This window comes from Streptomyces phaeofaciens, assembly GCF_014648915.1.
GTDB lineage: Bacteria > Actinomycetota > Actinomycetes > Streptomycetales > Streptomycetaceae > Streptomyces > Streptomyces phaeofaciens.
Genome location: NZ_BMSA01000008.1, coordinates 129,884 through 143,566, shown reverse-complemented (window position 1 = coordinate 143,566; position 13,683 = coordinate 129,884). Strand labels below are relative to the sequence as shown.

Genomic DNA, 13,683 nt, shown 5'->3' with positions numbered 1-13,683 from the left:
TGTGCGTCACCTCACGTAGGTCACTACCGGGAGCTTCTCGATCCGGATCGCCGAGGCCTTGAACTCCGCCGTCCCCGCGATCGGGCAGTTGGCCTCGATCGTCAGCTGGTTGGTGTCGACCTCGTCGGGAAAGTGCATGGTCATGAAGGCGAGCCCGGGGCGCAGCGCGGTGTCGATCCAGACCGGGGCCACGACCGCCCCGCGCCGCGAGCTGACCCGTACCTCCTCGCCGACCACGACCCCGTAGCGCTCGGCGTCCTCCGGGCACAGCTCGACGAACTCGCCGCGGCGCAGCGGGGAGGCGAAACTCCCGCTCTGCACCCCGGTGTTGTAGGAGTCGAGCCGCCGTCCGGTGGTGAGCCGGATCGGGTACCGCTCGTCGGTCAGATCGACCGGCGGATCGTGCTGGACGATCCCGAACGGCGCCCGCCTGCCCCGCCGCCGGGGATCCGTCTCCCACAACCGGCCGTGCAGATAGGTGGGTTCCAGTTCCTCGGTGCTCGGACACGGCCACTGGATGCCCTGGTGCTCCGCCAGGCGCTCGTACGTCATCCCGTAGTGGTCCGGGGAGACCGAGCGCAGCTCGTTCCAGACGGCCTCGGCGTCGGCGTACTTCCAGTCGTGGCCGAGGCGGCCCGCCAGGTCGCAGATGATGTCGACGTCCTCGCGGGACTCGCCCGGCGGGGTGACCGCCCGGCGCACGCGCTGGACCCGCCGCTCGCTGTTGGTGGTGGTGCCGTCCGTCTCCGCCCAGCCGGCGGTGGCGGGCAGCACCACGTCCGCCAGCTCGGCCGTCCTGGTGAGGAAGATGTCCTGCACGACGAGGAAGTCCAGCTGCCGCATCCGCCGTACGGCCTGCTCGCTGTCGGCCTCCGACTGCGCCGGGTTCTCCCCGATGCAGTAGACGGCCTTCAGCGTGCCCTCCTCCATCGCCTCGAACATCTCCGTCAGGTTCAGCCCGTAGTGCGGCTGGATGACGGTGTCCCACGCCGACTCGAACTTGAGCCGCGACTCGGGGTCGAGGATGTCCTGGAAGCCGGGCAGGCGGTTGGGGATCGCGCCCATGTCGCCGCCGCCCTGCACGTTGTTCTGCCCGCGCAGCGGCTGCAACCCGGAGGCGTACCGGCCGACATGGCCGGTGAGCAGGGACAGGTTGATCAGCGCGCGCACGTTGTCGGTGCCGTTGTGGTGCTCGGTGATGCCGAGCGTCCAGCACAACTGGGCGCGCTCGGCGCGGGCGTAGGCGTGGGCCAGCTCCCTGATGGCGGCGGCCGGCACCCCCGTCACCTTCTCCGCGAGCGAGAGCGTCCAGGGCTCGACGAGCGCCCGGTACTCCTCGAACCCGGAGGTGGCCCGCTCGACGAACGCCTCGTTGGCCAGGCCCGCGTGGATGATCTCGCGGCCGATCGCGTGCGCCATCGGGATGTCCGTGCCGACGTTGAGACCGAGCCAGCTCTCCGCCCACTCGGCGGTGGACGTGCGGCGCGGGTCGACCGCGTACATCCGGGCGCCGTTCCGGATCCCCTTCAGCGCGTGCTGGAAGAAGATCGGGTGCGCGAAGCGGGCGTTGGAGCCCCACATCACGATGACGTCGGTGTGCTCGATCTCCTCGTACGACGACGTCCCGCCGCCGGAGCCGAAGGCGGCCGACAGGCCCGCCACGCTCGGCGCGTGACAGGTGCGGTTGCAGGAGTCGACGTTGTTGGTGCCCATGACGACGCGGGCGAACTTCTGCGCCACGTAGTTCATCTCGTTGGTCGCGCGGGCGCAGGAGAACATGCCGAACGCGCCGCGGTTGCGGGCGAGGCCCCGCACGGTCCGTTCCAGGGCCTCCTCCCAGCTCGCCTCGCGGAAGGGTTCGTCGCGGGAGTCCCTGACGAGCGGTCGGGTGAGCCGGGCGTAGGTCTTCGGGGTCCGGTCGCGTTTCCTCATGCGAGCTCTCCAGCGGTCATGCGGCGCTCCTGAGCGGTCATGCGGCGTTCGTCGGCGGTCATGCGGCGCTCCTCAGCGCGAGCAGGTCCGAGATGGCGTGCACGGTGCGCAGGGTGGGCACCTGGACGCCGGTGATCCCCGCCAGCTCGACGACCGCCGCGAGGAGTACGTCGAGTTCGAGCGGCTTGCCGCGCTCCAGGTCCTGGAGCGTGGAGGTGCGGTGGTCGCCGACCTTCTCCGCGCCCGCGAGCCGGCGTTCGATGGAGACGCCCACCTCGCAGCCGAGGGCCTCGGCGACCGAGAGCGTCTCGCGCATCATCGTCTCGATGACCTGCCGGGTGCCGCCGTGCAGGCACATCTGCCGCATGGTGGCCCGGGACAGGGCGCTGATCGGGTTGAAGGAGATGTTGCCCAGCAGCTTGAGCCAGATGTCGTTGCGCAGGTCCGGCTCCACCGGGCATTTGAGCCCGCCCGCCTTCATGGCCTCGCCGAAGCGCGTGCACCGCGCCGAGACGCCGCGGTCGGGCTCGCCGATCGAGAACCGGGTGCCTTCCAGGTGCCGTACGACACCCGGGGCTTCGAGTTCGGTGGCGGCGTAGACGACGCAGCCGACGGCCCGTTCGGGCGCCAGCACCGCGCTGACCGCGCCGCCGGGGTCCACGCTCTCCACGCGGTGGCCGTCGTGGGGGCCGCCGTGCCGGTGGAAGTACCACCAGGGGATGCCGTTCTGGGCGGCGATCACCGCGGTGGTGTCGTGCAGCAGAGGCTCGATCAGCGGCCCGCACGCCGCGTACGAGTGGGCCTTCAGGCCGAGGAAGACGAAGTCGACCGGGCCGATCTCGGCCGGGTCGTCGGTGGCGTGGGCGCGGGCGGTGAAGTCACCGCGCGGACTGCGCACCCGCACCCCGTCCCGCCTCATGGCCGCGAGATGCGGTCCACGGGCGACGAGATGCACATCGGCGCCGGCGCGGTGGAGCGCCGCGCCGACGTAGGCGCCGATCGCACCGGCGCCGAGAACTGCGACTTTCATGGCGAGGGAGCTCCGTTCGGTCGAGGGATACCGCGGAGATGGCGCACTGTCGAACTCTGTCGACTGAATATTGTCTACAGTATGGCCGTGAGGGCGGCAAGGGTTCGCGCAGCGCCGCCTCACACGGCCGGCGGCGGGGGCGGGAAACCGGCCGGTCCGACCGTTCGGCGCAGCCTGCATACCGCTCACCGCATACGGTCGACGCACCGCCTTCTCAACACCGGTGATCCTTCCTACCGTGCGGGACTCATGAGTCCCCCTGTCGCACCGGCCGGCTGGAGCCGCTGGCTCGTCCCCCCGGCCGCCCTCTCGGTCCACCTCTCCATCGGCCAGGCCTACGCCTGGTCCGTCTTCAAGCCCCCGCTGGAGTCCTCGCTCGGCCTCAGCGGCACCCAGAGCGCGCTGCCCTTCCAGCTCGCCATCGTCATGCTCGGGCTGTCCGCCGCCTTCGGCGGCACGCTCGTCGAGCGCAACGGGCCGCGCTGGGCGATGACCGTCGCCCTGGTCTGCTTCTCCTCCGGCTTCCTGATCTCCGCGCTCGGCGCCGCCAGCGAGCAGTACTGGCTGATCGTCCTCGGCTACGGCTTCGTGGGCGGCATCGGCCTCGGCATCGGCTACATATCCCCCGTCTCCACACTGATCAAGTGGTTCCCCGACCGGCCCGGCATGGCCACCGGCATCGCGATCATGGGCTTCGGCGGCGGCGCGCTCATCGCCTCGCCCTGGTCGGCGCAGATGCTGGAGTCCTTCGGCGCCGACCACTCCGGCATCGCGCTCGCCTTCCTCGTCCACGGCCTGTCGTACGCGGTCTTCATGACGCTCGGCGTGCTGCTGGTGCGGGTTCCGCGCCCGGCCGGGGCGGCCGACGGCACTCCCGAGACCGGCCCGGCCGCCACGACCGGCGTACAGGTCTCGGCCGCCTCCGCGGTGCGCACCCCGCAGTTCTGGTGCCTGTGGGTGGTCCTCTGCATGAACGTGACCGCCGGCATCGGCATCCTGGAGAAGGCCGCCCCGATGATCACGGACTTCTTCGCCGACACCTCCACCCCGGTCTCCCTGACGGCCTCCGCGGGCTTCGTCGCCCTGCTCTCGGCGGCCAACATGGCCGGGCGCATCGGCTGGTCCTCCACCTCCGACCTGATCGGCCGCAAGAACATCTACCGGGTCTACCTCGGCGTGGGCGCGGTGATGTACGGGCTGATCGCCCTGCTCGGCGACTCCTCCAAGCCGCTGTTCATCCTCTGCGCCCTGGTGATCCTCTCCTTCTACGGCGGCGGCTTCGCCACGATCCCCGCCTATCTGAAGGACCTGTTCGGGACCTACCAGGTCGGCGCGATCCACGGGCGGCTGCTCACCGCCTGGTCGACGGCCGGAGTGCTCGGCCCGCTGATCGTCAACTGGATCGCCGACCGGCAGGAGGAGGCCGGGAAACACGGCGCGGACCTCTACTCCCTCTCCCTGCTCATCATGATCGGACTGCTCGCCGTCGGCTTCGTCGCCAACGAACTGGTCCGCCCCGTCGACGCCCGCCACCATGTCCCCGCCCCGAAGGAGACCGCCGATGTCGCAGCCCGACAGCAGCCCGAGTCCGCCTGACCGGCGGCCGCTGATCGCGTTCGCCTGGCTGTGGGTGGGCGTGCCGCTGGCGTACGGGCTGTACGAGCTCGTGCAGAAGGCCACGAAGCTGTTCACCGGGTAGCCGGCCGAGACGGTTCGTGCCGTCCTCGTCCGCGCCGCTCGTGGGCTGGTGTTCGGGAAGTGTCCGGGCGTCCGAGGGATAGAGGGAAGCCGACAACCTCGGCGCCCGTTTCCTGTCGCAACACCTGTCCTCGTACCCGTGAGTCACTGATCAGACTGGTGGATCCCGCAACCCACGGCAACGAGGGGGACCCCCCATGAACGGCTCGCGCATCGCCGCCGTCGGCCACTACCAGCCCGCCAGGGTGCTCACCAACGAGGACCTGGCGGGCATGGTCGACACCAGTGACGAGTGGATCAGGAGCCGGGTGGGCATCCGGACCCGCCACATCGCCGGACCCGACGAGCCCGTGGACGAGCTGGCCGCGCACGCCGCCGCCAAGGCGCTCGCCGCGGCCGGCCTCACGCCCGGGGACATCGACCTGGTGCTGGTCGCCACCTCCACGGCGGTCGACCGCTCGCCCAACATGGCCGCCCGGGTCGCCGCCCGCCTCGGCGTCCCCAGCCCCGCCGCGATGGACGTCAACGTCGTGTGCGCCGGGTTCACCCACGCGCTGGCCACCGCCGACCACACCGTGCGGGCGGGCGCCGCGACCCGGGCGCTGGTCATCGGCGCGGACAAGATGTCCGAGGTGGCGGACTGGACCGACCGCACGACCTGTGTGCTCGTGGGCGACGGGGCCGGGGCGGCCGTCGTCGAGGCCTGTCCGGACGGCGCCGAGCCCGGGATCTCGCCCGTGCTGTGGGGATCGGTGCCCGAGATGGGGAACGCCGTGCGCATCGAGGGGCAGCCGGCGCGGTTCGCGCAGGAGGGGCAGAGCGTCTACCGCTGGGCCACCACGAAGCTGCCCCCGCTCGCCCGCCAGGCCTGCGAGCGGGCGGGCCTCGTCCCGGCGGACCTCGCGGCCGTCGTTCTGCACCAGGCGAACCTGCGGATCATCGAGCCCCTCGCGGAGAAGATCGGTGCCGTCAACGCGGTGGTCGCCCGGGACGTCACGGAGTCGGGCAACACCTCCGCCGCCAGCATCCCGCTGGCCTTCTCCAAGCTCGTCGAGCAGGGAGTCGTCTCCACCGGCGACCCGGTGCTCCTCTTCGGCTTCGGCGGCAACCTGTCGTACGCCGGGCAGGTCGTGCGCTGCCCCTGAGCGGGCGAGGCCGCCCGGGGGGCGGCCACCGGGGCGCGGGCCGGTGTGACGGAGCCGACTGCGACCCCGTCTGGCATCTGTGCGCCGTAGACTGTAGACGAAAGACAATCGATACTCGGCTGGAGGCGGTGCGTCGTCACCGACGCGCACCGCGTACGGCCGAACACGTGGCTTTCCGGCTGCGGTTGCCCGGTGCTGCCCAGGAGGGACCGACCGATGTTGTCGACAGGACTGCCGCAGGGTGCGGTGCCCAAGCTCGAACGGCCCGGACCACTGCGCGACCGTGTCTACGAGGCACTGCTCGAACTCATCACCACCCGGGCCCTCCAGCCCGGCCAGCACCTCGTGGAGAGCGAGCTGGCCGGGCATCTGGGCGTCTCGCGGCAGCCGGTGCGGGAGGCGCTCCAGCGGCTCAACACCGAGGGCTGGGTGGACCTCAGGCCCGCCCAGGGCGCGTTCGTGCACGAGCCGACGGAGGAGGAGGCCGACCAACTCCTCACCGTCCGTACGCTGTTGGAGGCCGAGGCCGCCCGGCTCGCCGCCGCGCACACGGACGAGGCCGGCATCGCCGCCCTGGAGGAGATCCTGGCCCAGGGCATGCGGGCGGTCGAGAGCGACGACGTCGACACGGCCGTGGCCCTCAACGCCCACTTCCACGCCAAGATCATGGAACTGGCCGGCAACGCCGTCCTCGCCGAACTCGCGGCCCAGGTCGACCGCCGGGTCCGCTGGTACTACACGCCGATAGCCCGCCAGCGCGGCCACCAGTCCTGGATCGAACACCGCGACCTCATCACGGCGATCGCCGACCACGACGAACAGCGCGCGACCCACCTCATGCGCGAGCACACGGAACACACCCGGCGGTCGTACCACGCGCGGGCGAAGGACTGAGACTCCGAGAGACCGCCGGGACGGCCCCCACGAGCCCTACGCGCGCGTGGGGGCCCTCCCCGGCGTTCCACGGGGGAGGGCCTCCACACGCGCGTGCGGGCTCGGCCGGTCGCCGGGCGAGGCCGGGCGCCCGGTGGAGCGCTCGTCTCGTGGCCGGGCCGCCGCGGCGGCGCGCCGCCCGCCGTCAGGTCACGCCGTCTCCTCACCGAGCGGTTGTGGGTTGGGCACGACACTCCGGGGCTTCGGCCGGTCCGGGGCCTTGAGGAACAGCGCCAGGACGGCGGAGGCCAGCCCGATCGAGCCCGCGATGACGAACGCGCCCTCGTAGTCCCACGCGTTCACCACCACCGCGCCCATCCCGGAGCCCACCAGGCCCGAGATCAGCTTCGAGCTGTAGACCATGCCGTAGTTGGAGGCGTTGTTGTTCTCGCCGAAGTAGTCCGCGGTCATCGCGGCGAACAGCGGGAAGATCGCGCCGCCGCCGAAGCCCGAGACCATGGAGCAGAACAGGAAGAACGGCATGCTGCCCATCTGGCCCGAGACCAGCACGCCGAACTGGGCGGTGCCGAGCACGATACAGACGATGATCAGCGTGTTGCGGCGGCCGTAGCGGTCGGAGATCCAGCCGATCACCCCGCGCCCGGTGCCGTTGACGATCGCCTTCAGGGACATCGCCGTTGCCACGATCCCGCCCGCGAAGCCCATGTCCTTGCCGAACGGCACCTGGAAGGCGATGCCGAAGATGTTGATGCCGGCCGTGCACAGCAGACAGAACCACATCATCCACAGCACGGGCGTACGGGCGGCCTCCCTCGGGGTGTACTGCTTCGCCGCCGGCGGGTTCTTCTCCAGCGCCCGGCGGATCTTCGGGTCGTCGGTCATCCGCAGCGGGTCGACGTGCGCGGGCCACCAGTTCTTCGGCGGGTCCTTGAAGAACCAGCCGGCGACCGCGACGACCGAGCAGCAGATGAGGCCCACCATCACCAGGACGCTCTGGTAGTTGCTCAGGTCCATGTACGAGGTGAAGAGGAACACGAAGGGCACCGAGCCATAGGCGAAACCGCCGTTGACCAGGCCGGTCTTGCCGCCCTTGCGCTCCGGGTACCACTTGCCGACCATGTTCACGCAGGTCGCGTAGACGAGACCGGCGCCGATGCCGCTGAACATGCCGAAGCCGATGTAGGCGACGATCACATGCGGCGCGAACGCCAGCGAGACGTAGCCGCAGACCGTGCCCACGGCACCCAGCATCATCGCGTACCGCGCGGGGAGCCGGCCGCTCTCGCGCAGCTGTCCGGCGGGGAAGGCGACGGCCGCCTGGAAGAACACCCAGACGCCCATCAGCCAGAAGATGTGCCCGCTGTTCCACAGATGGGCCTCGTGCAGCGTGTCCTCGGCCGAGGTGAACGCGTACTCCGAGGAACTGATGCCCAGCATGCCCATCCACGGGAAGAGCACCATGGTCCAGCGTGGCCGCCCCATGATGTCCCGGTCGGTCTCGCCGATCCGGTACACGCGGCCGTTGCGGTCCGTCACCTCCCGGTAGGGGAGGGACGTCGAGAAGTCGGTGGTTGTCATGTCTGTGTAGCACCCCTTGCGTCGAAAGTTCTGGCCAGCGCCCCCTGTCCAATGCCTTTCGTGCGCGCACGGGTCCCGGGGCCGGCCGACGCGCACCCGTCGGCCGGCCCCCTCGCGCTAGGTCATGAACCGCCCCCCAACGGTCCGGCCGCCCGCGGCAGGATCCCCGCCGCCCGCGCCCACCGGTACTTGGCGCCGAGCACGGCCACCGGCCGCTCGGTCGTGTACGGGTACGCCACGACCCCCCGCTCGTACAGGTACTGGCAGGCCTCCTCGACCTCCACGTCCCCGGCGAGCGACGCCACCACCGGCTTCTCGATGCCGCGCTCCCGGAACTCGGCCACCACCCGCGCGGTCAGCTCCGCGAACACCATCGGGGGAGTGACGATGGTGTGCCAGTAGCCGAGGACGAGCGCGTGGATCCGCGGATCCTCCAGACCCAGCCGGATCGTCGCCTCGTACGTCGACGGCGGCTCGCCCCCGGTGATGTCGACCGGGTTGCCCGCGGCCCCGAAGGGCGGGATGAACTCCCGGAACGCCGTGTCCAGGTCCGGCGGGATCTCCATCAGCGTCAGGCCGTTGTCGGTCACCGCGTCGGACAGCAGCACCCCGCTGCCGCCCGCGCCGGTGATGATCACGACGTTGTCGCCCTTCGGGGCGGGCAGCACCGGCAACGCGCGCGCGTACTCCAGCATGTCGTTCAGCCCGGGCGCCCGGATGACGCCCGCCTGGCGCAGGATGTCGTCGTACACCGCGTCGTCGCCCGCGAGCGCCCCGGTGTGCGAGCCGGCGGCCTTCGCGCCCGCCGCCGTACGCCCCGCCTTGAGGACCACCACCGGCTTCTTGGGGACGGTCTCCCGCGCGGCGGCCACGAACGCGCGCCCGTCCTTGAGGTCCTCCAGGTGCATCGCGATGCACTGGGTGTGCGGGTCCTCGCCGAACCAGGTCAGCAGGTCGTCCTCGTCCAGGTCCGACTTGTTGCCGAGCCCGACGATCGCCGAAACGCCCGTCTTCGTGGTCCGCGCGAAACCCAGGATGGCCATCCCGATGCCGCCCGACTGCGAGGTCAGCGCCACCCCGCCCTTGACGTCGTACGGCGTGCAGAACGTGGCGCACAGGTCCTGCCAGGTCGAGTAGTAGCCGTAGATGTTGGGGCCGAGGAGCCGGGTCCCGTACCGCTCGGCGACGGCCACGATCTCCGCCTGGAGCTCGTGCTCCCCGGTCTCCGCGAAACCGGAGGGGATGAGTACGGCGTTGGGGATCCCCTTGCGTCCCACCTCCTCCAGGGCCGAGGCCACGAACTTGGCGGGGATCGCGAAGACCGCCACATCCACCTCACCGGGAACGTCGGTGACACTCTTGTACGCCTTGCGGCCCTGGATGTCATCGGCCCGGGTGTTCACCGGATGGATGTCGCCGGCGAAACCGCCGTCGATCAGGTTGCGCATCACCGAATTGCCGATCTTGCCCGGCTCGTTGGAGGCACCGATCACGGCGACCGACGCGGGCTGCATCAGCCTGCGCATCGAGGTGAGGATCTCGTCGCGGGTGTAGGTGCGACGCGGCGGGGGCTGCGACTCGGCGAGGATCACCCGGATGTCGGCGGCCACCGCGCCTTCGGGCGTCGCGATCACCGGGTTGAGGTCCACCTCGGCGATCTCCGGGAAGTCCGCGACCAGTTGGGACACCCGGCGGATCTGCTCGGCCACCGCCCACCGGTCCACCCCGGCCTGTCCCCGCACCCCGCGCAGGATCTCCGCGGAGCGGATCGAGTCGAGCATGGACAGCGCCTCGTCGGCGTCCACCGGCGCCAGCCGGAAGGTGACGTCCTTGAGCACCTCGACGAGCACCCCGCCGAGCCCGAACGCCACCACCTTCCCGAACGTCGGATCGGTGACCGCCCCGACGATGACCTCCTGCCCCTTCGGCAGCAGCTCCTGGATCTGCACGCCCGCGATCCGCGCCCCGGCGTCGTAGGCGCGCGCGTTCTGCACGATCCGGTGGAACGCGGCCCGTACGTCGGCCGCGCCCTCGACGCCCACGACCACCCCACCGGCGTCGGTCTTGTGCAGGATGTCCGGCGAGACGATCTTCATCACCACCGGCCCGCCGAACCGCGCCGCGTACGCCACGGCCTCCTCGACGTCGACCGCCAGCTCCTCACCCGGTACGGCGATCCCGTACGCGTCGGCGATCACCTTGCCCTCGGGCGCGGTGAGCGCGGTGCGTCCCTGGGCCCGCACCCCGTCGAGCAGCGCCCGCACCCGCAGGATCCGGTCCTCGGCCATCACGTCAGATCACCCCGTTCGACTTGAGCAGGCGCAGTTCCTCGTCGCCGAGGCCCAGTTCACCCACGTAGATCTCCTCGTTGTGCTCGCCGAGCAGCGGTGACGTGGTCACCTCGACGGGGGAGTCGGAGAGCTTCAGCGGGCTGCCGACGGTCACGAACTCGCCGCGCCGCGGGTGCGGGACGCGGACCACCATCTCGTTGGCGGCCAGCGACTCGTCCTCGACGATCTCCTTGGTGGACAGGATCGGCCCGCACGGGATGTTGTGGGCGTTGAGCCGCTCCAGCACCTCCCACTTGGGCAGCGTCGAGGACCACTCCTCGATCAGCTGGAACATCTTGTTCAGCTTGGGCAGCCGGGCCCGGGGGGTCGCCCACTCGGGGTCGTCGGCCAGCTCGGGCCGGCCGATCAGCTCGCTGAGCGGCCGCCAGCCGACGGGCTGCACGATCACGTACACATAGTCGTTCGGGCCGCCCGGCGCGCACTTGACCGCCCAGCCGGGCTGGCCGCCGCCGGACGCGTTCCCGGAACGGGGAACCTCGTCGCCGAAGTCGTCGTTGGGATATTCGGGGAGCGGTCCGTGGGCCAGGCGCTGCTGGTCCCTCAGCTTCACCCGGCACAGGTTGAGCACGGCGTGCTGCATGGCCACATTGACCCGCTGCCCGCGCCCGGTGTTCTCGCGCTGGTACAGCGCCGCGAGAATCCCCGCCACGGCGTGCACACCCGTCCCCGAGTCACCGATCTGGGCCCCCGTCGCCAGCGGCGGTCCGTCCTCGAAGCCCGTGGTCGACATCGACCCGCCCATGGCCTGAGCGACGACCTCGTACGCCTTGAAGTTGGTGTACGGGCCGTCCCCGAACCCCTTGATGGAGGCGTAGACGATCCGCGGATTGATCTCCTGGATACGGTCCCAGGTGAACCCCATGCGGTCGACCGCGCCCGGACCGAAGTTCTCGACCATGACGTCGGAGCGCCGGATCAGTTCGGTGAGGATCTCCTTGCCGCGTTCGGTCTTGGTGTTGAGGGTGATGCTGCGCTTGTTGCAGTTGAGCATCGTGAAGTAGAGGGAGTCGACGTCCGGGAGGTCGCGCAGCTGAGCGCGCGTGATGTCACCGGAGGGCGCCTCCAGTTTGACGACGTCCGCGCCGAGCCAGGCGAGCAGCTGGGTCGCTGAGGGCCCGGACTGGACGTGGGTCATGTCGAGGACACGAATGCCTTCGAGTGCCCTGGCGGTCATGGGCGTTCACCTCACTTGTACATCGTCTGGTTCATGGTTCCGGGGGCGTACGCGTCCGGGTCCACCCAGACGTTGATCAGCGAGGGCTTCCCGGACTCCCGGGCACGCCGCAGGGCGGGGCCGATGTCGGCGGGGTCGCGGACCTCCTCGCCGTGACCGCCCAGCATCTGGGCGAACTTGTCGTAGTGGACGTCACCGAGGGTGTTGCCGACCCGCTCGCGCTCCAGCCCGTACTTGGCGGCCTGGCCGTAACGGATCTGGTTCATGGAGGAGTTGTTGCCGACGATGCCGACGAACGGGAGGTCGTAGCGCACGAGCGTCTCGAAGTCCCAGCCGGTGAGGGAGAACGCGCCGTCGCCGAAGAGGGCGACGACCTCCTTGTCGGGCCGTGCCTGCTTGGCCGCGAGCACGAAGGGGACGCCGACGCCGAGGGTGCCCAGCGGGCCCGGGTCCATCCAGTGGCCCGGCGACTTGGGCTGCACGACCTGTCCGGAGAAGGTGACGATGTCGCCGCCGTCGCCGATGTAGATCGAGTCCTCGGTGAGGAAGTCGTTGATCTCGCTGACCAGGCGGTAGGGGTGGATGGGGGAGGAGTCCGAGCGCAGCTGCGGCAGCCGCTTCTCGATCGCGGTCTGTTCGGCCGCCCGCAGCTCGTCCAGCCACTCCTTGCGTCGGGACGCGCCGCCGTCGATCCGTCCGGAGGCCGCCTCGGTCACCGACTTCAGCACCAGGCCGGCGTCGCCGACGATGCCGAGGTCGATGTCGCGGTTCTTGCCGACCGTGCGGTAGTCGAGGTCGATCTGTACGACGGTCGCGTCCGGCGACAGCCGCTTGCCGTAGCCCATCCGGAAGTCGAAGGGCGTGCCGACGATCACGATCACGTCGGCGTTCGAGAAGGCGTAGCGGCGGGAGAGCTGGAAGTGGTGCGGGTCGCCGGGCGGGAGGGTGCCGCGGCCGGCACCGTTCATGTACGCCGGGATGTTCAGCGCGCGCACCAGCTCGACGGCGGACTCGGTGCCGCGGGTCGTCCAGACCTGGCTGCCCAGCAGGATCGCGGGCTTCTCGGCGTGCACCAGCAGGTCGGCGAGTTTCTCGATCGCCTCGGGGTCGCCGGCCGAGCGGGTCGAGGCGCGGTAGGCGCCGGGCTTCGGCACACGTGCCTTCGCCACGGGCACCTTGGCGTCCAGGACATCGCGCGGGATCTCCAGGAAGGAGGGGCCGGGCGCGCCGTGGTAGCACTCGCGGAACGCCATGGAGACCATGTCCGCCGCGCGTGCCGTGTCGGGCACGGCCGCCGCGAACTTGGTGATCGGCGTCATCATGTCGACGTGCGGGAGGTCCTGGAGGGACCCCATCTTGTGCTGGGTGAGGGCCCCCTGGCCGCCGATCAGCAGCATGGGGGACTCGGCGCGGAAGGCGTTGGCGACGCCGGTGACGGCGTCGGTGGTGCCCGGACCGGCCGTGACGACCGCGCAGCCGGGCTTGCCGGTGACGCGGGCGTAGCCGTCGGCGGCGTGGGCGGCCACCTGCTCGTGGCGTACGTCGACGACTTCTATGCCCTCGTCGACGCAGCCGTCGTAGATGTCGATGATGTGGCCGCCGCAGAGGGTGTAGATGCGGTCGACCCCTTCGGCCTTCAGCGCCTTGGCAACGAGATGACCACCGGAAATCACGTCCTGGCTGTCGTCGGGCATGGCGAAGTCCCGTCCCTTCGTAGGGGGTTGGAAGGCTCACGCGGTACATTGCATACAGTCGACGAATACTGTATGAAGCTTGTTATCCCGCATCCGGTGGGTGGTGTCCAGGGGGCGTGCGGCACTTTCGGTCATCGGAGTCCGGCCGCGCATCGGCTCGACGGACTTCGGATGCGCCTTCACAGAC

10 protein-coding genes are annotated in these 13,683 nt (G+C 70.5%); 4 read left to right on the top strand and 6 right to left on the bottom strand.

All coding sequences use genetic code 11. From position 1 onward, the window contains the following. Positions 1-6: 6 nt before the first annotated feature. Together IE275_RS16225 and IE275_RS16220 are read right to left on the bottom strand one after the other, a co-directional pair. The gene (locus tag IE275_RS16225; RefSeq protein ID WP_189711997.1) at positions 7-1,932 is read right to left on the bottom strand and encodes a molybdopterin oxidoreductase family protein; all 1,926 of its coding nucleotides are present in this window, start codon (positions 1,930-1,932) and stop codon (positions 7-9) included. A gap of 58 nt (positions 1,933-1,990) precedes the next feature. Further along, a complete protein-coding gene (locus tag IE275_RS16220; RefSeq protein WP_189711996.1) occupies positions 1,991-2,962 on the bottom strand; it encodes a 2-dehydropantoate 2-reductase in 972 nt (323 codons plus the stop codon). A gap of 249 nt (positions 2,963-3,211) precedes the next feature. Between IE275_RS16220 and IE275_RS16215 the strand changes: the two genes are divergently transcribed. From IE275_RS16215 to IE275_RS16200, 4 genes are all read left to right on the top strand, one after another. Further along, positions 3,212-4,558, top strand: coding sequence for an OFA family MFS transporter (locus IE275_RS16215; RefSeq protein ID WP_189711995.1), 1,347 nt, complete (start codon positions 3,212-3,214; stop codon positions 4,556-4,558). Further along, complete coding sequence (locus tag IE275_RS16210) at positions 4,524-4,661, top strand: MFS transporter small subunit (RefSeq protein WP_189711994.1); 138 nt, start codon at positions 4,524-4,526, stop codon at positions 4,659-4,661. Before IE275_RS16215 ends, IE275_RS16210 begins: the two co-directional genes overlap by 35 nt. A 196-nt stretch (positions 4,662-4,857) precedes the next feature. Next, on the top strand, positions 4,858-5,805 hold the full coding sequence (locus tag IE275_RS16205) for a beta-ketoacyl-ACP synthase III (protein WP_189711993.1): 948 nt from the start codon (positions 4,858-4,860) through the stop codon (positions 5,803-5,805). 216 nt (positions 5,806-6,021) lie between these two features. Continuing rightward, positions 6,022-6,699 (top strand): GntR family transcriptional regulator, encoded by a 678-nt coding sequence (locus tag IE275_RS16200; RefSeq protein WP_189711992.1) that lies wholly within the window; start codon positions 6,022-6,024, stop codon positions 6,697-6,699. Between the two features lie 189 nt (positions 6,700-6,888). Here IE275_RS16200 and IE275_RS16195 read toward each other — a convergent pair whose 3' ends face one another. From IE275_RS16195 to IE275_RS16180, 4 genes are all read right to left on the bottom strand, one after another. Next, on the bottom strand, positions 6,889-8,277 hold the full coding sequence (locus tag IE275_RS16195; protein ID WP_189711991.1) for an OFA family MFS transporter: 1,389 nt from the start codon (positions 8,275-8,277) through the stop codon (positions 6,889-6,891). Positions 8,278-8,399: 122 nt separating this feature from the next. Next, positions 8,400-10,565, bottom strand: a complete 2,166-nt coding sequence (locus IE275_RS16190; RefSeq protein ID WP_189712110.1) for an acetate--CoA ligase family protein — start codon at positions 10,563-10,565, stop codon at positions 8,400-8,402. A 4-nt stretch (positions 10,566-10,569) separates the two neighbouring features. Further along, positions 10,570-11,802 (bottom strand): formyl-CoA transferase, encoded by a 1,233-nt coding sequence (gene frc / locus IE275_RS16185; RefSeq protein WP_189711990.1) that lies wholly within the window; start codon positions 11,800-11,802, stop codon positions 10,570-10,572. Between the two features lie 11 nt (positions 11,803-11,813). Beyond that, positions 11,814-13,496, bottom strand: coding sequence for a thiamine pyrophosphate-binding protein (locus IE275_RS16180; protein ID WP_189711989.1), 1,683 nt, complete (start codon positions 13,494-13,496; stop codon positions 11,814-11,816). Positions 13,497-13,683 lie beyond the last annotated feature (187 nt).